Origin of the sequence: Aureimonas sp. SA4125, from assembly GCF_019973775.1 — a bacterium.
Taxonomy (GTDB): Bacteria; Pseudomonadota; Alphaproteobacteria; order Rhizobiales; family Rhizobiaceae; genus Plantimonas.
Map to the genome: position 1 here is coordinate 2,352,372 of NZ_AP025032.1, position 18,232 is coordinate 2,370,603.

Here is an 18,232-nt window from a genome sequence, read left to right on the forward strand (position 1 = left end):
AATGATCATCCGTTTTCAACTGTTCGCCATCGCCCTTGCGGTCGTTCCCACGGTTGCGCTGGGACAGCCGACCAGCGAACCAAGCCCGATCTGCACCGACCGGCCGACAAAGGCCACGTCAGTCTGCACCGGGCCCGCTGGCACGTTCCAACTCGAAGCCGACCTGCCCAATTGGACCAGGCTGGATGATGCGGGAACGCAAACCGACACGGTCCTATACGCTAATCCGACCCTCAAGCTGGGGCTTGGCCCGAATACGGATATCCAGGCCAACATCGCGCCATATGTCGATGTTCGCACGCGGGCGGGCGGTGTAGTCAGCCATGTTCGCGGTGTGGGCGACCTCTTCGTTCGCGTGAAGCAGCGGCTGACCAATCCGGCTGCGAAGGTCCAGGTCGGGGTCGTGCCTTACATCAAGGCACCTCTCGCCAAGCGCGGTATCGGCAACCGCGAATGGGAAGGCGGCGTCGTCGTTCCGGTTCAGTTTTCGCTACCGCAGAGCTTTACCTTAACCTTTGCGCCCGAGATGGACGTGCTTGCCGATGGCGACGGCTCGGGCAAACACGTCCAGCTGATCGGCGTCGTGAATCTGGCAAAGCCCTTGTCGTCCAAGATCACCGCCTACGCGGAACTCTGGACCGCTCAGAATTATGATCCCGCCGGAACGGTCCGCCAATATTCTGCCGACGTTGCGCTCGCCTATCTTGCGAGCCCGACGCTCCAGTTTGATGTCGGCGGAAACTTTGGCCTGAACCGCGCCACGCCTGACGCGCAAATCTACTTCGGCATTTCGACCCGCTTCTAGGAGTAGCGACTATGCGTTCCGAACTTACTGCCTCGCTCCGCCCAGCGGCGGTACTCCTGATCCTGTTTTCGCTGGTGCTGGGGCTCGCTTATCCAGCAGCCGTGACCGGTCTGTCTCAAATCGCCATGCCACGACAGGCAAATGGCAGCCTCATCCGGGATGGTGATCGCGTTATCGGTTCGGAGTTGATCGCGCAGAATTTCGCCAGTCCGCGCTACTTTCAGCCGCGTCCCTCGGCCGCGGGCAAGGGCTATGACGCTGCGGCCTCCGCCGCGACCAACCTTGCCCCCGGCTCGAAAGATTTGCGCGATGCTATCGCCACCCGAGTGGCCGACGCGCGCGCGAAAGGAATGACCGGGGTTTCTGTTCCGCCTGACCTGGTCACCACTAGCGCCTCGGGGCTGGATCCCGATCTCAGCCCCGAGGCGGCTTTTTCGCAGACCGCGCGGGTCGCCACCGCACGGGGGTTGCCGGATGAGCAGGTGCGCGCGCTCGTCGAAAGCAGCATCGCCTATCCCCTGTTCGGCATCATTGGAGAACGGCGGGTGAACGTGCTGCTCCTTAATCGACAGCTCGACCGGATTGCGCCTACCGCTACACCATGAACGATGCCGCCCGTCCCTCTCCCGAAGCGCTGCTGAAGGCAGCGCGGCGTGAGGCGCGCGGGCGGCTCAAGATTTTCCTGGGTGCGGCCCCCGGTGTGGGCAAGACGTTCGAGATGCTTCGTGAAGGCGCGGAGCTGCTGCGAAGTGGCCTTGATGTCGTCGCGGGTGTGGTGGAAACGCACGGCCGCGCCGAAACGGAGAGTCTGGTTGCGCCTTTTGAAGTGTTGCCACGCAGCTCGATCGAGCATGGTGCGCATACCCTGGCTGAGTTCGATATCGATGCGATGCTCGTTCGCAAGCCGCGCGTCGCGTTGATTGACGAATACGCTCACACCAACGCCCCCGGCAGCCGTCATCCCAAACGCTGGCAGGACATCGAAGAACTGCGCGACGCGGGCATTGATGTTCTGACGACCTTGAACATCCAGCACGTCGAAAGCCTGAATGATGTCGTCGCCGGGTTCACGCGCGTTCGTGTCCGTGAGACCGTTCCCGATGCGATCCTCGACGATGCCGACATCGAAGTCGTCGATCTGCCATCCGACGAACTTATCGAGCGGCTGAAGGCTGGCAAGGTGTATGTCCCGCAAGAGGCGACGCGTGCGCTTGGGCATTTCTTTTCCAAGTCAAACCTGTCGGCATTGCGTGAACTGGCTTTGCGGCGCGCCGCGCAGACGGTCGATCGCCACCTGCTCGATCACGTCGAAAGCATTGGCGAGCGCGGCACCTGGGCGGCGGGCGAGCGCGTGGTTGTCGCCATCGGCGATCAGCCCGGCGGTGAAGCGCTTATCCGCGCCGCCAAGCGACTTGCCGACGCGCTGCACGCGACCTGGACAGCGGTGAGTGTCGAGACGCCGCGCAACGCGACCCTGAGCGCCGACGCGCGCGAGCGCATGGCCGATGCGCTAAAGCTCGCGACCGGCCTTGGCGCTACCATCGTTACCGTCCCCGCGCGGTCGGTGTTCGACGGGCTGTGCGCGCATATCCTCGAGACGCGCGCAACGGCCGTCGTCATCGGCAAGTCTCGCCGGAGCTGGTGGTTCGAACTTCGCCACGGCTCGGTCGTCGATCGGCTGGTGCGCGGACTGGACGGTGTGGCTGTCCACGTTGTTCCCGTCGCCGAAGCGGCCTCGTCCAAGGCGGAGCTGCCAACTATCCGACCGCCAGCGACTCGCGGGATGTTTATTGGCTTCGGGCTTGTGACGTTGACGACGATAGCGGCAATCGGAGTCCAGCCGCTGCTTGGACTGAACTCGATCGATTTAGTCTACTTGCTGCCGGTAATCACGACTGCGACGCTGTTCGGTCTGCGGCCCTCGCTTGTGGCCAGCGTAGCCGCCGCCCTCGCCTACAACTTCTTCTTCCTGCCGCCGCTCTATACCTTCACGATCGCTGATCCGCAGAATGTCGTGACGTTGCTCGTACTGGTGATCGTGGCGATTGTCGCAAGCCAGCTTGCGGGCCGCCTGCAACGTGAAGCCACCATCGGCGCGCGTACGGCGACCGAAAATGCAGCCCTCGCGGCGTTTGGACAACGCTTGGCGGCGGTTTCCGATCAAGCGGGGACTGCGACGGCGGTCTGCGAGGAAGTAGCTCATCTTCTCGACGTCTCAACCGTTCTGTTTGCACGAGATGGGAACCGGCTCGTCGTGATCGGCGCAAGTCCCGAAAATCCATCGCTGGGCGCGATCGATATGGCAGCGGGCGAATGGGCCTTTGACCGAGGCGAAGTGACCGGGCGCGACAGCGGCACGCTGACCGCGAGCGACTGGCAATTCCACCCGCTCGAAACGGCACTAGGCGTATTGGGTGTTCTTGGTCTCGCCCCCAACGGACGTGGCGACCCGGTACCAGCCGACAAGCGCGTCTTGTTCACGACGCTCATGGGTCAGGCGGCGCTCGCCCATGAACGCCTGACACTCGAAGCGAATGCGCGCGAAGTGAGCGCGTTGAAGCAACGCGACGATCTGCGCGTGACGCTCCTATCTTCTATCGGGCATGACCTGAAGACGCCTTTGACAGCCGTTGTCGCGGCGGCGGACGAACTGGCAGCTCAACATGGCGCATCGACGACGACCGCCACGCTCAAGGGTGAAGCCCGCCGGTTGCGGCGGGTGTTTGACGATCTCGTGGAAATGACCCGGATTGAGGCCGGGGCGTTGGTCGTCCGGCGCGAGGCGACCGACCTGACTGATGCCGTTGCCGCCGCCGCCCAAGATTTGCGCGCCGAACTTACCCATCATCTGCTGGTACTGGATGTGGCGCCCACGCTGCCGCTCGTAGAGGCCGATCCGCGCATGTTGCATCATGTTCTTATCAACCTGCTCGGGAACGCTGCCAAGTTTGCCGCTCCCGGAACGTCGATCCGAATCCATGCACGACGCGCCCATGATGGGCTAACGCTAGCGGTGCTCGACGATGGACCGGGCTTGCCGCAAGGTCGTGAAACAACGCTGTTCGACCGTTTCACTCGCGTGGACGGAGACGACATGAGCGGTGGCACCGGCCTCGGCCTAGCAATCGTCAAGGGCTTTGCTGATGCGATGGGCTTAGGCGTCACAGCACGCAATCGTGATGAAGGAGGGGCGGTGTTCGAAGTTATTTGGCCCGAATCGAGCATTCGCCAATCGCTGCCCGAAGAGGGGCAGATGTGACCGGACAGATACTGATCGTTGACGATGAACCAGCCATTTGCCGATTGGTGAGGGGTGCTGTCGAACGCGCCGGTTACACTGTCAGCGAAGCAGCGACCGCCGCAGAAGCGCTAACGTTGGCGCGTCGCGAAGGCTGTGAACTCGTTCTTCTCGATCTTGGCCTTCCCGATCGTGACGGCATTGAGCTCGTGCCGCTCATCAAGGCAATGCACCGGGCGGTCATCGTCCTGACTGCCCGCGACGCGACCGCAGAAAAGGTCTCAGCGCTCGATCTCGGCGCGGACGATTATGTCGTCAAGCCGTTCGACACCGACGAATTGCTTGCACGAGTTAGGACGGCACTCAGGCACCGTTTGGCCTCGAATAACGGCAGCGGCGTCCTCGCTGTCGGTTCCATAATCATAGATTTGACCGCCCGGCGTGTGTCGCGCGACGGGGCGGAACTGAAATTGACGCGCAAGGAATATGCCGTCCTCGCCGAACTCGCTCGGCATCCCGATCGCGTCCTGACGCACTCCCACTTGCTTCGAGCGGTATGGGGCGAAGCCCACACCCAAGATGTCGAATATCTGCGTGTCACGATGCGAGGACTGCGGCTCAAGCTGGAGGAAGATGCCGCATCGCCGGTGCTCCTCAGAAACGAGCCGGGAGTTGGTTATCGCCTTACGGTGACCTAGGCGTGGCAGCCGACCATATTGCACCGGGCGACGATCATAGTGCTACAGCGTATTCGTAGTGCTCATCTTCATCGGTCGTGGCCCGCCAGACCGCCGTTCTGCACTGTGGCGCGATATTCCGCGCAATGGCGACGCGAACGCCGCCGACAGACGCACGGTTGGCCAAGCGCCGATTGATAGTATTCCGGGAGGATCCCCGTTTCAGTCATGCGTCTTCAGCCACACGCGAAGGCGAGCTCGAGCATTGGCATAAGCGGACGAGGTATTGAACTGGATCATACGGCCCTTGGTCCATTTCGCGTACCAGGCGCTGCCATAGAGTTCCTCATCTGACCGGGCCGTGATCGTCGCGATCAATCCTGCTTTCGCATCCTCCAGCCGGGCGAGCAGTCGAAAACGCCTTCCTGCTCCGCCAGACAGCAGATAGGACGGGCGTGTCCAGTGCGCCTTGTGAGGTCAGGGGGTGGGGCCGCTCGGTCACCGCGACGATCGATGGGAGCAGCGGTGAGGCCCGGTAGCTCTGCCCGCCAATCAGCGGTGTGATGCGAGAGCAGGGATAGCTGATGGAGAGCGGGGGGACGGTCCAGATGGCCTCGCCTTTACCGTTGCGGCAACGGCATCGCCTTCTGCGATCTGCCTCGGCAAGCCGCCTCCCTCCACTCTTCCGCGAGGCGGGCGCCGGTCGTGGGCTAGTCAACGCGTTACGGAAATGATTGGGTTGCGTAGCATTCAGATGGAGATCGGGTAGGCGTCAACGGCCAAGGTGAGCCGAATGGGCTATCGTCATCGTTATTCCGCCGCTGTCATGCGCCGGGCTCTTGTTTCGACTTTTCTTGCGATGGCGGCGATAGGGTCCGCACCTGCCGCCGAGATGGCGAAGTCTGGGCCGATCCGGATGGTGGTGTCTCGGTATCCCGAACCGAAGCGTTTCGCTGGCATCACGCTCGAGAACCTGTCGGTCATCGTCTTTGCCAACGACTGCAATGCTTGCGCCGACAGGTTCCGGAAAGACGTGATCGTGGTCTGGTCCACCGCCGCCGGGAGCAAGTGGACGATCCTGCCGCCACGCCGCATTGGAGCAGCGGCAGAACCCCAGTAACGGGTGCGCCGGATCCAGCAGGGCCGGCCGAAATACAGACATGCGCGGAAACTGATAATAGAGACTTCCAAATCCAATTACATTTCAAGTCTTTAGTCTCGGCTGTACGATTTTCGCCTCAATCGGGTTGTCCTTGTCCGCAGCGGTTCCCGTTCGGCGCCTCACACGCAATCAGGGAACAGCAATGGCTATCGTCATCTATGACGTCCGCGAGGGCTCGGTTCTGATCGAAGGATTAGAGGAGCATGAATTCGCCGCGATCGAAGAAGCCCGCCACGAAGCAGCGCGAATGATGCTCTCGGAGACTGTCCACCGGAAATCACGGCCGGACATTCGACGCCGCCGTGATATTCAGGACTGCGCATCGGCCGCTCCCAACTTCTACACCGAATGAGCCTGCCGGGGCCCCTTAAGAGTGCCTCACATCTCCTCCTTCGCAGGTGTATGCTCATTGCTTGCTACGAAGGAGCGGGAAATGGCGACGAAGCTCATTGCGACTGTCGAACTTGCTGACAATGCGGGAAGGTTGCAATTCGCCAATAAGCTTCAGAATCTTAACCTGTCTAGGTTGAAGCGGCAGGGCGAAGCCGACGACGAGACGTCCTACTGGCGAATGAGGGACGGTCGGACGCTGACGACCGACGATGGATTTGACGCTTCAGGACGTGGACGGAAAAATCTATGAGCTGACAAGGTAAGCAGATGACGATCGGCGAGAGGGATTTTACAGAATTGTGGCGCTGGTGCCCGCGCTCGATGACGAACAGCTTCGAAAACTTGCCGCGCGAATATCAGACGAGGCGAGGATTCGGGGGCTGAAACCGCGGCTGAAAGTCGTCAGCGACAACGCGCACGCCAGTTAGCCCTTGGCGATGCGGCAGACAGGTGTTCGCGCGGCCTCCGCTGCAGCGGTATAACGTCCAGTCCTCATTGAAACGGACCTTTGCTGCCTTCAGGAAGTGCCTGGTCCCATGATCTCTTCCCAAATTGCCAGGACCGTAGCCGGACATCGCGGTGTAGCTTGTTTTGACAGGGCGCATGGAGATGAAGGGCCGGGACTGGCCTCGGCGCTGACGGCAGGCCTTCATGCGTGCCCTTCGGATCGCGCCGGTTGCCAGGGGATCGTGACGCCCCCTCCCCGAAGCGCCGTCGACGCCCTCCAGAGTGCCGGTGCCGACAGCAGGAATGCATCCGGGAATCGCTCGGGCTGCTGTGAGGTCGCTCCGGGCGGCGCTATTCCCCTTCCAGCGCCCTCCCCGCAAGCGTGAACGGGCTCGCCACCGCAGCGCCCGCGGCGTTGAACACGAAAGCCCCGACCTTTCCGACGCGACCGAGGGGGCTTCCCTCCTGCGTCGTCTCGCTGGCCTGCAACATCGCAAAGCGAACGAAGCGGTCGTGCCGCGCGGCATCGCTGGCCGCAACCGACGAGATGTCGACCACGCGCACGCCTTGTCGTCGCGCGATTACCTCAAGGGAGGGATCGCCAATGTCGGCGGCACCGACCCGAAGTCGACCGCCGGTCAGGCGGCGAGACGCATCGAGGGCCCTGTCGTCCTTCGACACGAGGATCGTCAACGGCGGATCGAGCGGTCCCACCACGGCAAGCTGGCTCCGAAAAACGTCGACGTCGATATCCGGTGCGGCCAAAGCGACCTCGAAGCGGGCGATCAGTTCGTCACGCCCTTCGAGACGAAGCTGGCGCACGGTTTCCATGACGAGCCAGGCACCCATGCTGTGCCCGGCCAAGGCGATCGTGCCCTCCGTGCGGATGCCGCCCAGAATTTCCAGGACATGCGCAAGGTCGTCCCGGGCGTAGGCAGCCGCGTCGCGATCGGCGACATAGCCCGTCACGGCCGCTTCGGAAGGCCAGGAGAACAGGATCGGAACTGTAACGCTCGGGGCATCCATGGAAAGCTGCGCGACGCGAAAGACCGCCTCGGTCAGCGTGTAGTTGTACCCATGGGCAAAGAGGCCCGCCGTGCCTTTCGTGCCGATACGCATGGCGATCGTCTGCTTGAACGCTGCCTCGTCGAGGGTCCGTCGCCCCGTCACGACGAAGCTCTTCGAAGCATCGCGCGCGGTTTCCCCGCTCCACTCGATGTTTCCAGGTTCGTGCCCCGGCGGGATGGAGATCGTCAGCTCCTCGTAGCGCAGCGATGCGCGCCCGCTGCCGTAGCCGACCTGCTGCACACCGTCCGGGGCCCGATCCGTCGCGACGAGGACGATGACCGGTGTCGCGCCCGGGACCGCCCCGGCCGTCGGGGCAAGCTCGAGCGAACCGGGCCTCGAGGCGCAGCCTCCGATCACGACGCCGAGCAGCAGCAGGATCGACAGAACTCGTGGCCGCCGCGGAGGCCTTCGGCCATCGGGGATCGGTGAGACGGGCTGCGAAACGATCATGGCTGCTTCTTCAATGCGAGGGTGGGGCGGAGGATGGCGAGGAGCCAGTCGATCCTTTCATGAATCTCGTCCTGGGTCGGAATGACTGTCAGTCCGAGGATGGCGGAAAAAAATCCAGGTCCCAGGAGGGTGCCGACCATCAAGTCGGCAAGCTCTTCCGACTGCCGACCTCCGGCCGGAGTCGCTCCACCGATGCGACGGATCGTCTCCGCCAGCCTGGCCTGTCCCCGGACCACCGCCACCTCGAAAAATATCTTGGCAATTTCGGGCGCGGATTGGCTTTCGGTAAAAACCAGTCGCGTCAGCGCGACCTGCCGCGGACTGAGGATGAAGGCGGCCATCGATCGCAGGACGTCGCGAAGCAGGACTTCTCCGCACGCCTGCCCTATGCGCGCCTCGTCGAGGCGGGGTGCTTGATCCAGGGAAGACGTGACGATCTGATGGAAGATCTGCTCCTTGCTGTGGAAGGTCTCGTAGACGGTTTTCTTCGACATTCCACAGGCTCGAACGACGTCGTCCATGCTGGCCGTCGAGTAGCCCTTGGACGTGAAAACTTCTTCCGCTGCAACGACAATTCGACCGCGACGCTCGTCCGCACTCATCAAAGGCGGGCGCCCGCGCCGTTTCGGCTCTGTCATTTCCATGCTGATCGGCTCGCTTGACAATAAGAAACGCATGAGTTTGATATATAAATCAGAAACTGTTCAGTTTTCAAGTCGGCGCGCTCCGCCGGAATGGAGTGCCAGCGTCATGCCACGCAGGTCGAAGACCATCGCCCTCAGCCTCCTCGCGCTGATCGTCGCCGGCTGCCAGGCCGAGGAACCGCCCCCCGCCCCGACGAAACGGCCCGTCAAGGCCATCGTGGTCGAACCGGTGGCATCCGCCGAAAGCGTGACCCTGACAGGCTTCATCGCCGCGCAGATCGAGGGAAACCTGTCCTTCCGCACGAGCGGACAGATCATCGAGCGGACGGTCGACATCGGCGATCGGGTCCGCAAGGGACAGGTGCTCGCCCGCATCGATCCCAAGGTGCAGCAGGCCGATGTCGAGGCCGCCCAGGCTGTCGCGTCGTCTGCCGCCGCCGATGTTGAGCAGGCTTCGGCAGCCTTCGCCCGCTCGCAGAGCCTATTGCAACGCGGGTTCACGACACGGCGGGACTTCGACGCGGCAGACCAGGCCCTGAAGGTGGCGCGGGCCAATGCCGCTTCCGCCCAGGCCAGTCTCGAGAGCGCGGAGGACTCGCTATCCTATGCGGCCCTCACGGCCGAGGCCGACGGCGTCGTGACCGCCCGGGAACTCGACGTCGGCGAAGTCGCACAGGCTGCCGCCACGGTGTTCACCATCGCACTCGACGGGCAACGCGATGCCGTTTTCGACATCTACGAAAGCCTCCTTCTCGGCGGCAGGGAACCGCCCGAGATCACCGTCGCGCTCGTTGCCGATCCATCCGTCAAGGTAAAGGGCCGCATCCGGCAGATATCGCCGACGGTCGACCAGACGAGCGGGACCGTCCGCGTCAAGATCGGGCTGGAAAGCACTCCGGACGCGATGACGCTGGGCGCGGCTGTCGTCGGAACAGCGGTTCTGCCCTCGATTGAAGTCGTGGTGATTCCCGCATCCGCGCTGACCTCGCTCGACGGCCGCGCCGCGGCCTGGGTGCTCGACCCCGTCAGTGGCGAGGTCGTCCCCCGCCCGATCGCGATCTCCTCCTACCAGGCGTCGACCGTGACGGTCCGCGACGGCTTGAAGGCGGGCGACCGGGTGGTGGTCGAGGGCACCAAGCTGCTGCGTCCCGGCGAGGCGGTCGTGATACCCAAGGAAGAGGCCGCATCCCGATGAGATTGCTGTATCCTCTTCCGCTCGTCCTCGTTCTGCTGGCGGGATGCCAAAGCGAGGAGCCAGCCCCGGCGCCGGTGGTTCGCCCCGTGAAGTCGGTTCTCGTCGAGCCTTTCGGACAGCAGCCCCTGACCTTTTCCGGATCGGTGGAGCCGCAGGTGAGCACCGATGTCAGCTTCCAGATTCTCGGTCGGATGGTCGACCGCCGGGTCAATGTCGGCGACATTGTCGCCGCCGGCGCCGTTCTTGCCACGCTCGACGCCTCGGTCCAGGAACAGAACGTGCAGGCGGCGGAAGCCGCCCTGGCGAGCGCCGAAGCTTCCCTGTCGAATGCCACGGGCGTCGCGTCGCGACAGCGTGCCCTCCAGGCTTCCAGGGTGGCGACGCAGGCCACCGTCGACGAGGCTGAACAGTCGCTGCAGTCGACGAGGTCAGCGGTCCTGCAGGCCCGGTCCGCGCTGGACAAGGCCCGCGAACAGCTCGGTTACGCCCGGCTGACCGCCGGCGCCCCCGGCATCGTTACCGCTGTCTCCGCCGAGGCCGGGCAGGTCGTCTCGCCCGGCCAGACCGTCGTGACGATCGCGCGCCCGGACCTTCGTGACGCCGTCGTCGACCTGCCTGACCGCCTGGCGGCCACGCTGAAACGCGGCGCGCCGCTGCGCGTCCAGCTGGAACTCGATCCCGACGTCACCGCCGAGGGCACCGTCCGCGAGATCGCACCGCTGGCCGATGCGGTCACCCGCGCCCGACGGGTGAAGATCGCGCTGATCGATCCGCCGGAAGGTTTCCGCCTCGGCTCCATCGTCAAGGTCGCCCTGACCGGCGGCGAGGCGAAGGCGCTGGCGCTGCCGGCCTCGGCCATCCTCCGGCGTGACGGCGAGAGCTTCGTCTGGGTGATCCTCGAGGGAAGCGACACGGTAACGCTGCGCCCCGTCGCGGTGCGCGAAGAGGCCGATGGTCGCCTGGCGGTCCTGGACGGCCTGAAGGCGGGCGAGCGGGTCGCCGCCGCCGGGGCCAACACGCTCACCGACGGCCAGCGCGTGAAGATCGAGGAGACAGCCCGATGACGTCCTTCAACCTGTCCGAATGGGCGCTGCGCCATCGCTCCATGCTCTGGTACTTCATGATCGTCTTCTCGGTCGCGGGCTTCTTCTCCTACCTCAATCTGGGGCGGGAGGAGGATCCGGCCTTCACCATCAAGACCATGATCATTTCGGCGCAATGGCCGGGCGCCACGGTCGACGACACGATCAAGCAGGTTGCCGAGCGGATCGAGAAGAAGCTCGAGGAATTGCCGGAGCTCGACTATACGCGCTCGATGACGACGGCGGGTGCGACCACGATCTTCGTCAACCTCCTCGACACAACCCAGGCCAAGAACATTCCGGCAACCTGGGTTCGGGCGCGCAACCTCGTCGGCGACATCGTCGGCACCTTGCCGCAGGGCGTGGTCGGTCCGCAGTTCAACGACAATTTCGGCGACGTCTACGGCAACATCTATGCCTTCACCTCGGACGGCTTCTCGCAGCGCGAACTGCGTGACTTCGTCGAGGATGCGCGCTCCAAGGTCCTCACCGTGTCCAATACCGGCAAGGTCGACATTCTCGGGGCCGAAGACGAGATCATCTACCTCGAGTTCTCCCCGCGGCGCCTGGCCGCCTACGGGATCACACAGCAGAACGTCGTCGAGACCCTCCAGGCACAGAATGCTGTTACTCCGTCGGGCGTCATCCAGACCGACGCCGAGCGGATCAGCATTCGCGTCAACGGACAGTTCGCCTCCGAGGAGAGCCTTCGGACTCTCAACCTTCGCGTCAACGATCGCTTCTTCCGCCTGTCCGATGTCGCCGAGATCAAGCGCGGCTATGTCGACCCACCCTCGAGCCTGTTCCGATACAATGGCCAGCCGGCGATCGGGCTTGCCGTCGGCGTGAAGACAGGCGCCAATCTGCTCGCCTTCGGCGAGGATCTCGACAAAGAAATGGCTCGCATCGAGGGCGAACTGCCGGTCGGCATCGGCATCCATCTGGTTTCCGACCAACCCCTCGTCGTCGAAGAAGCGGTGTCGGGCTTCACCACGGCCCTGTTCGAGGCCATCGCCATCGTCCTGGCGGTGAGCTTCGTCAGCCTCGGCCTGCGCGCCGGCCTCGTCGTCGCCGTCGCGATCCCGCTGACCCTTGCCATGACCTTCGTGGTGATGGAGTACCTCGGCATCTCCCTCCAGCGCATCTCGCTGGGCGCCCTGATCATCGCCCTGGGGCTCCTCGTCGACGACGCCATGATCGCGGTCGAGATGATGGCGTCCCGACTCGAGGCGGGGGATACCCTCCAGAAGGCGGCGACGTCGGTCTGGACCTCCACCGCCTTTCCCATGCTGACGGGGACGCTCGTGACCGTGGCAGGCTTCATCCCGGTTGGTCTCAATTCAAGCGCCGCCGGCGAGTTCACCTTCACGCTTTTCGTGGTGATGGCGGTCTCGCTGATCCTGTCCTGGGTCGTCGCGGTGCTGTTCACGCCGCTGATCGGCGTGGTGATGCTGCCGAAGACCATGAAGAGCCACCACGGGAAGAAGGGCCGGTTCGCGCGTGTCTTCGGCTGGCTGCTTCTGCTCTGTATGCGCTGGCGCTGGGTGACCATCGCCACGACAGTCGCCGTCTTCGGCGTGTCGATGTACGGCATGCAGTTCGTCCAGCAGCAGTTCTTCCCCTCCTCCGACCGCACCGAGCTGATCGTCGACTGGAACCTGCCGCAGAGCGCCTCGATCAAGCAGACGCTGTCGGAAATCTCGCGGTTCGAGAAGGAACAGCTTACGGGCAATGAGAGCGTAGAGCGCTGGTCGAGCTATGTCGGGGAAGGCGCCCCCCGCTTCGTCCTGTCGCTCGACGTCCAGCCGGCCACTCCGGCCTTCGGCCAGACGGTGATCGTGACCAAGGACATCGAGGCCCGCAATCGTCTGCGGACAGTCTTCAGCGACTATCTCCTGCGCACCTTTCCGAACACCGACGCCTACGTGAAGCTCCTCGACATCGGCCCACCGGTCGGTCGCCCGGTCGCCTACCGCCTGTCGGGACCCGACATCCAGACGGTGCGCAAACTCTCGTTGGAGCTCGGCAGCATCATCGCCCAGAATCCCAATCTCGGCGAGGTCGTCTACGACTGGAGCGAGCCGTCGCGGGTGGTGCGGATCGACGTCATGCAGGACCGTGCCCGCCAGCTCGGCGTGTCCTCGGAAACCATCGCCTCGACGATCAACGGCATTGTCGGCGGAACGACGGTGACGGAGGTGCGCGAGGACATCTACCTCGTCGACATCATCGGGCGTGCCTTGGCGGCCGAACGCGGTTCCATCGAGACGCTGCGCGATCTTCAGCTTCCCTCGGGCGACGGACGATCCGTTCCCCTCGCGGCGGTTGCCACCTTCCGCTACGAGGTCGAGCAGCCGCTGGTGTGGACCCGCTCGCGGATCCCGACCATCACCGTGCGGGCCGGCATCGCCGGCTCGCTGCAGCCGGCCACGGTCGTTCAACAGATCACCCCGGCGGTCGACGCCTTCACGCAGAAGCTTCCGGCCGGCTACAACATCGAGATCGGCGGCTCCGTCGAAGACAGCGCCAAGGGTCAGGGACCGATCCTTGCCGTGGCCCCGCTGATGATCTTCGCGATGGCGACGATCCTGATGATCCAGCTCCAGAGCTTCAGCCGCCTCGTCCTGGTCTTCGCCGTGGCCCCCCTCGCCCTCATCGGCGTCGTGGCGGCGCTTTTGCCGAGCGGCGCGCCCATGGGCTTCGTTGCGATCCTCGGCATCCTCGCCCTGATCGGCATCCTCATCCGCAACTCGGTCATCCTGGTGGTGCAGATCGAGGATCATATCCGCGAGGGGTTCGACAAGTGGGACGCGGTCGTCGATGCGACAGAACACCGGATGCGGCCGATCCTCCTGACGGCCGCTGCCGCCTCGCTCGCGCTGATTCCGATCTCCCGCGAGATCTTCTGGGGACCCATGGCCTACGCGATGATGGGCGGCATCATCGTCGGCACGGTGCTCACGCTCCTGTTCCTCCCCGCACTCTACGTGGCCTGGTTCCGGATCAAGGCCCCGCCACGCGACGCAACAGCCGCCTCCCCAGAGGAGCTCCATGGGCGTCAAACTGTTTGAAAATCGGCCGCTGCGGTCACGACGCAGTGACAGCAGCCAAGAATTATCTCTCGATAAAGACGTTATTTCAATGGCTTGCGGCAAAAATTGGCATGTGGCCCTTCGGAAGCAGCGCTTGCGATAGGGGCCTGTAGCGGCGGCTTTGTCGATGCCAAGGTTGATGTCAGCCGACCCGTGAGTATGAGAAGGATGCGATGCGCCGGCCCTGCAGCCGGTGTCGACGAGCGGGATGGCGTTCCAATGTCAGAGACTTCCTCGGTGCCGGTGGTGCATCCCGTCGCCATTCCCTGCCGGGACGGCGTGACGCTCGGCGGTCATCTCTGGACCGGAGCCGGCAGAACCCTGATCGGCACGGTGGTCATCAATCCCGCGACCGGCGTGCTGGCCCGGTACTATCATTACTACGCGGCCTTTCTGGCGGAGCACGGCTTCGATGTCCTGACCTACGACTATCGCGGCATTGGCCAGTCGCGCCCGGCGAATTTGCGGGGCTGCGGCTATCGCTGGCGGGATTGGGGCGAGCTCGATTTCGACGCCGCTTTGCGGTTCGCCAGGAACCGCAAAGCCGATCACCCGCTGTTCGTGGTCGGCCACAGCATCGGCGGGTTCCTGCCGGGGCTTTCGGAAAATGCGCCGATGATCCACCGCATGCTGACGGTCGGTGCTCAATATGCCTACTGGCGCGACTATGCCCGGAACCGCCGGGCCCATCTGTTCTTCAAGTGGCATGTGATCATGCCGGCGATCACGGCTCTCTACGGTTACTTTCCCGGGCAGCGTTTGGGCTGGCTGGAAGATCTCCCGGCGGGAGTCGCGAACGAGTGGAGTTTCCGGCGTTCACGGATGGAATCCAGTCACGCGCGACAGGCGCGAGAGGAGATCCTTCGGCGTTTCGAGAGGGTGACGGCACCGATCCTGGCCGTCGCGATGTCCGATGACGAGTTCGGGACGGTGCCGGCGGTGGCACGGACGCTTCGCTACTACCGCGGCACCGATCCCATTCACGTGGTTCTGGAACCTTCCGATCTGGGTCATGAAGACGTCGGTCACTTCGGACTGTTTCACAACCGGCATGCGCCTGATTTCTGGCGCGACACCGTCGGATGGTTGAGGGACGGCACGAACCCGTGGCCGGACAAGCGTATTTGGCAGAAGAGCCTGGGAGAGAGAACTCACGGGTAGTCGTCGCGGACCAATGGACTGGCGGAACGCCGACTTGCGTGCCTGTCACGCGGGACGTCGCGTGGATCGCCGGCTCGCCGGCTCCTAACCTCTGCGAGAAGCTCGATGTGAGACGGGAACATCCACGCCAAAGGGAGCGCGGAACCCGTTATCGCGCATAAATCCAGCGGTTTGGCTTTCCTCCACGAGCCCGCCCGCAGAGAGCGCCGCTCCGCCAAAGGCGCCGGCATGCGGTTGCCCCCATGCCTAAGGAACTGTTTCTCGCACCAGTCGCATTTTCAGAAACAACAACAGTTCCCGGCAACCAAGATAAGATCGATCGATCCTCCATCGCCGGATCGATAAAATGCCACCTAATTTCCGTCCGGAAGCTTTAGTCCCGCCGCGTACAAACATCCCTGCAAGCAACGAACAACAGTTCATTGCAAACGGGGAAAAATACCATGGTCAGCATCAACGCAACCGCCGCCAATTCCGCAGTCCTCTCCAGCCTCCGCCAGATCAACAGGGACATCGCGACAAACCAGACGCGCATCGGCACCGGCCTCAAGATCAACAGCTACTCCGACAATCCGGCCCTCTACTCGACCGCCCAGAACATCCGCTCCGACATCAAGGCGCAGGACGCGCTCTCCTCGAACATCGGCCTTTCCAAGGCCCGCGCGGACGCTGCCAATGCGGGCCTCGACAAGATCGCCGACATCCTGACCAAGATGTCGGATGTGGCCTCCACCACGACGGCGACCTCAACCGCCTCCGAGGTTGCTGTAGCATCGGCCAAGATCGCGTCTTACTTCACCCAGGTCACGGCAATCGTCGCCTCGTCTGGTTTCCAGGGCAGCAATCTCCTCAAGGGCAGCGCCACCGAGAACGTTGCCCTGTCTAACGAGAGCCTGGCTCAGATCCAATTTTCCGGCGCCGATATCGAGACTGGTACGGCCTACTCGCTCCTGGCCGCTGCCGACAGCGCGACCGGTACAGACATTGCCGCCCTCTCGACGCTGATCGATAACACCTTGGCCGAAGTCGTCGGCGTGCAGGCCGGCGTCGCATCCTTCTCCGACATGCTCGGCTCGCAGCTCGACTTCCAGTCGACGCTGAAGGGCATCAACGAGGGCGCGCTCAGCTCGATCGTCGACGCCAATCTCGAGGAAGAAGCCGCCAAGTCCACCGCCCTCCAGGTCAAGCAGCAGCTCGCCTACCAGGCCCTCTCGATCGGCAATTCGTCGAGCCAGAACATCCTGCGCCTCTTCCAGTAAGATCCCCTTCCGCCACGACGCGATCAGCGTCTCCCCGTCGCGGCATCGTTCGTGGCACCGCAGCCCCCGGCTCTTGCACCGGGGGCTGCACTCGTTTGGACGAAAGCCTGCGGGCGACGATATCGCGCACCGGCAGACCCCTTGGATCCGGAGGCGAAGTCGGCGGTGCCACCCGCTCCGCCTCCCTCCCCGGCAGGCGCCGCCGGCGGTCACCTCGCCGCAGCGCCACGGCGTACAGGCTGCACGCGCCCAAGGCGCATTCGCGACCTGCCGCAGGACGCGCGACCGCGTCCAGGCCGCCGGCATGCGTCCCGCGCACGGCCGGGCCGCTCCCATGGTTGACGACATATTGCGCCGACCGATCGCATTTTCCTCAAGTTCAAAAGACAACAACAACCAAGATCAAATCAATCGATCCTCCATCGCCGGATCGATAAAATGCCACCTAGTTTCCGACCCGAAGCTTTAGTCCCGCCGCGTACAAACATCCCTGCAAGCAACGAACAACAGTTCATTGCAAACGGGGAAAAATACCATGGTCAGCATCAACGCAACCGCCGCCAATTCCGCAGTCCTCTCCAGCCTCCGCCAGATCAACAGGGACATCGCGACAAACCAGACGCGCATCGGCACCGGCCTCAAGATCAACAGCTACTCCGACAATCCGGCCCTCTACTCGACCGCCCAGAACATCCGCTCCGACATCAAGGCGCAGGACGCGCTCTCCTCGAACATCGGCCTTTCCAAGGCCCGCGCGGACGCTGCCAATGCGGGCCTCGACAAGATCGCCGACATCCTGACCAAGATGTCGGATGTGGCCTCCACCACGACGGCGACCTCAACCGCCTCCGAGGTTGCTGTAGCATCGGCCAAGATCGCGTCTTACTTCACCCAGGTCACGGCAATCGTCGCCTCGTCTGGTTTCCAGGGCAGCAATCTCCTCAAGGGCAGCGCCACCGAGAACGTTGCCCTGTCTAACGAGAGCCTGGCTCAGATCCAATTTTCCGGCGCCGATATCGAGACTGGTACGGCCTACTCGCTCCTGGCCGCTGCCGACAGCGCGACCGGTACAGACATTGCCGCCCTCTCGACGCTGATCGATAACACCTTGGCCGAAGTCGTCGGCGTGCAGGCCGGCGTCGCATCCTTCTCCGACATGCTCGGCTCGCAGCTCGACTTCCAGTCGACGCTGAAGGGCATCAACGAGGGCGCGCTCAGCTCGATCGTCGACGCCAATCTCGAGGAAGAAGCCGCCAAGTCCACCGCCCTCCAGGTCAAGCAGCAGCTCGCCTACCAGGCCCTCTCGATCGGCAATTCGTCGAGCCAGAACATCCTGCGCCTCTTCCAGTAAGATCCCCTTCCGCCACGACGCGATCAGCGTCTCCCCGTCGCGGCATCGTTCGTGGCACCGCAGCCCCCGGCTCTTGCACCGGGGGCTGCACTCGTTTGGGGCGGAGGAGCTGGATGGTGCATCTTCGGCTGCGGCCGGCCGCGACGCGGACCGTCGGACGGTCCTCGGACGTCAACTGCGGCGGCAGTCGAAAGGCCGGAGGTCACGC

The 18,232-nt window shown here is 63.7% G+C and carries 16 protein-coding genes; 13 read left to right on the forward strand and 3 right to left on the reverse strand.

What is annotated here, in order from left to right:
* Window position 1: 1 nt before the first annotated feature.
* Genes Sa4125_RS10910 through Sa4125_RS10925 form a run of 4 tightly spaced genes read left to right on the forward strand, consistent with a single transcriptional unit; the run spans window position 2 to window position 4,741 of the window.
* Complete coding sequence (locus Sa4125_RS10910) at window positions 2-805, forward strand: transporter (protein ID WP_224007056.1); 804 nt, start codon at window positions 2-4, stop codon at window positions 803-805.
* Between the two features lie 11 nt (window positions 806-816).
* Window positions 817-1,410, forward strand: a complete 594-nt coding sequence (gene kdpC / locus Sa4125_RS10915; protein WP_224007059.1) for a potassium-transporting ATPase subunit KdpC — start codon at window positions 817-819, stop codon at window positions 1,408-1,410.
* On the forward strand, window positions 1,407-4,064 hold the full coding sequence (locus Sa4125_RS10920; RefSeq protein ID WP_224007062.1) for a sensor histidine kinase KdpD: 2,658 nt from the start codon (window positions 1,407-1,409) through the stop codon (window positions 4,062-4,064). Before kdpC ends, Sa4125_RS10920 begins: the two co-directional genes overlap by 4 nt.
* A complete protein-coding gene (locus Sa4125_RS10925; protein ID WP_224007065.1) occupies window positions 4,061-4,741 on the forward strand; it encodes a response regulator transcription factor in 681 nt (226 codons plus the stop codon). Before Sa4125_RS10920 ends, Sa4125_RS10925 begins: the two co-directional genes overlap by 4 nt.
* A gap of 201 nt (window positions 4,742-4,942) precedes the next feature.
* Here the strand turns inward: Sa4125_RS10925 and Sa4125_RS10930 are convergent, their stop codons facing one another.
* Entirely contained in the window at window positions 4,943-5,164 is a 222-nt protein-coding gene (locus Sa4125_RS10930; protein WP_345944339.1) for a ClbS/DfsB family four-helix bundle protein, read from the reverse strand.
* A 349-nt stretch (window positions 5,165-5,513) separates the two neighbouring features.
* On the opposite strand from Sa4125_RS10930, the gene Sa4125_RS10935 reads away from it, so the two are divergent.
* From Sa4125_RS10935 to Sa4125_RS10945, 3 genes are all read left to right on the forward strand, one after another.
* Window positions 5,514-5,840 (forward strand): hypothetical protein, encoded by a 327-nt coding sequence (locus tag Sa4125_RS10935; protein WP_224007068.1) that lies wholly within the window; start codon window positions 5,514-5,516, stop codon window positions 5,838-5,840.
* 184 nt (window positions 5,841-6,024) lie between these two features.
* Window positions 6,025-6,234 carry a hypothetical protein gene (locus Sa4125_RS10940; protein ID WP_224007071.1) on the forward strand — a complete coding sequence of 70 codons (210 nt, stop codon included), beginning with the start codon at window positions 6,025-6,027 and terminating at the stop codon, window positions 6,232-6,234.
* Between the two features lie 81 nt (window positions 6,235-6,315).
* Window positions 6,316-6,525 carry a hypothetical protein gene (locus Sa4125_RS10945; RefSeq protein WP_224007073.1) on the forward strand — a complete coding sequence of 70 codons (210 nt, stop codon included), beginning with the start codon at window positions 6,316-6,318 and terminating at the stop codon, window positions 6,523-6,525.
* A 548-nt stretch (window positions 6,526-7,073) separates the two neighbouring features.
* Here Sa4125_RS10945 and Sa4125_RS10950 read toward each other — a convergent pair.
* A complete protein-coding gene (locus Sa4125_RS10950) occupies window positions 7,074-8,240 on the reverse strand; it encodes an alpha/beta hydrolase (RefSeq protein WP_224007075.1) in 1,167 nt (388 codons plus the stop codon).
* Complete coding sequence (locus tag Sa4125_RS10955) at window positions 8,237-8,884, reverse strand: TetR/AcrR family transcriptional regulator (RefSeq protein ID WP_224007078.1); 648 nt, start codon at window positions 8,882-8,884, stop codon at window positions 8,237-8,239. Before Sa4125_RS10955 ends, Sa4125_RS10950 begins: the two co-directional genes overlap by 4 nt.
* A gap of 106 nt (window positions 8,885-8,990) precedes the next feature.
* Here Sa4125_RS10955 and Sa4125_RS10960 point away from each other — a divergent pair, with 106 nt between their 5' ends.
* The 6 genes from Sa4125_RS10960 (at window position 8,991) to Sa4125_RS10985 (ending at window position 18,024) form a co-directional block, all read left to right on the forward strand.
* A complete protein-coding gene (locus Sa4125_RS10960) occupies window positions 8,991-10,079 on the forward strand; it encodes an efflux RND transporter periplasmic adaptor subunit (protein ID WP_224007082.1) in 1,089 nt (362 codons plus the stop codon).
* The gene (locus tag Sa4125_RS10965) at window positions 10,076-11,143 is read left to right on the forward strand and encodes an efflux RND transporter periplasmic adaptor subunit (protein WP_224007086.1); all 1,068 of its coding nucleotides are present in this window, start codon (window positions 10,076-10,078) and stop codon (window positions 11,141-11,143) included. The genes Sa4125_RS10960 and Sa4125_RS10965 overlap by 4 nt, the downstream gene beginning before the upstream one ends.
* On the forward strand, window positions 11,140-14,232 hold the full coding sequence (locus tag Sa4125_RS10970) for an efflux RND transporter permease subunit (RefSeq protein ID WP_224007089.1): 3,093 nt from the start codon (window positions 11,140-11,142) through the stop codon (window positions 14,230-14,232). Before Sa4125_RS10965 ends, Sa4125_RS10970 begins: the two co-directional genes overlap by 4 nt.
* Before the next feature lie 240 nt (window positions 14,233-14,472).
* Window positions 14,473-15,414 (forward strand): alpha/beta fold hydrolase, encoded by a 942-nt coding sequence (locus Sa4125_RS10975; RefSeq protein WP_224007092.1) that lies wholly within the window; start codon window positions 14,473-14,475, stop codon window positions 15,412-15,414.
* Window positions 15,415-15,857: 443 nt separating this feature from the next.
* On the forward strand, window positions 15,858-16,673 hold the full coding sequence (locus Sa4125_RS10980; protein ID WP_224007095.1) for a flagellin: 816 nt from the start codon (window positions 15,858-15,860) through the stop codon (window positions 16,671-16,673).
* A gap of 535 nt (window positions 16,674-17,208) precedes the next feature.
* Window positions 17,209-18,024 (forward strand): flagellin, encoded by an 816-nt coding sequence (locus Sa4125_RS10985; RefSeq protein ID WP_224007095.1) that lies wholly within the window; start codon window positions 17,209-17,211, stop codon window positions 18,022-18,024.
* Window positions 18,025-18,232 lie beyond the last annotated feature (208 nt).

What these genes read in the sequence shown, in the direction of transcription:
- Sa4125_RS10975 (WP_224007092.1), top strand. Translation starts at nt 14,473, where the DNA reads ATGTCAGAGACTTCCTCGGTGCCGGTGGTGCATCCCGTCGCCATTCCC.
- Sa4125_RS10985 (WP_224007095.1), top strand. Translation starts at nt 17,209, where the DNA reads ATGGTCAGCATCAACGCAACCGCCGCCAATTCCGCAGTCCTCTCCAGC.
- Sa4125_RS10940 (WP_224007071.1), top strand. Translation starts at nt 6,025, where the DNA reads ATGGCTATCGTCATCTATGACGTCCGCGAGGGCTCGGTTCTGATCGAA.
- Sa4125_RS10910 (WP_224007056.1), top strand. Translation starts at nt 2, where the DNA reads ATGATCATCCGTTTTCAACTGTTCGCCATCGCCCTTGCGGTCGTTCCC.
- Sa4125_RS10965 (WP_224007086.1), top strand. Translation starts at nt 10,076, where the DNA reads ATGAGATTGCTGTATCCTCTTCCGCTCGTCCTCGTTCTGCTGGCGGGA.
- kdpC (WP_224007059.1), top strand. Translation starts at nt 817, where the DNA reads ATGCGTTCCGAACTTACTGCCTCGCTCCGCCCAGCGGCGGTACTCCTG.
- Sa4125_RS10980 (WP_224007095.1), top strand. Translation starts at nt 15,858, where the DNA reads ATGGTCAGCATCAACGCAACCGCCGCCAATTCCGCAGTCCTCTCCAGC.
- Sa4125_RS10945 (WP_224007073.1), top strand. Translation starts at nt 6,316, where the DNA reads ATGGCGACGAAGCTCATTGCGACTGTCGAACTTGCTGACAATGCGGGA.
- Sa4125_RS10935 (WP_224007068.1), top strand. Translation starts at nt 5,514, where the DNA reads ATGGGCTATCGTCATCGTTATTCCGCCGCTGTCATGCGCCGGGCTCTT.
- Sa4125_RS10970 (WP_224007089.1), top strand. Translation starts at nt 11,140, where the DNA reads ATGACGTCCTTCAACCTGTCCGAATGGGCGCTGCGCCATCGCTCCATG.
- Sa4125_RS10950 (WP_224007075.1), bottom strand. Translation starts at nt 8,240, where the DNA reads ATGATCGTTTCGCAGCCCGTCTCACCGATCCCCGATGGCCGAAGGCCT.
- Sa4125_RS10920 (WP_224007062.1), top strand. Translation starts at nt 1,407, where the DNA reads ATGAACGATGCCGCCCGTCCCTCTCCCGAAGCGCTGCTGAAGGCAGCG.
- Sa4125_RS10960 (WP_224007082.1), top strand. Translation starts at nt 8,991, where the DNA reads ATGCCACGCAGGTCGAAGACCATCGCCCTCAGCCTCCTCGCGCTGATC.
- Sa4125_RS10955 (WP_224007078.1), bottom strand. Translation starts at nt 8,884, where the DNA reads ATGGAAATGACAGAGCCGAAACGGCGCGGGCGCCCGCCTTTGATGAGT.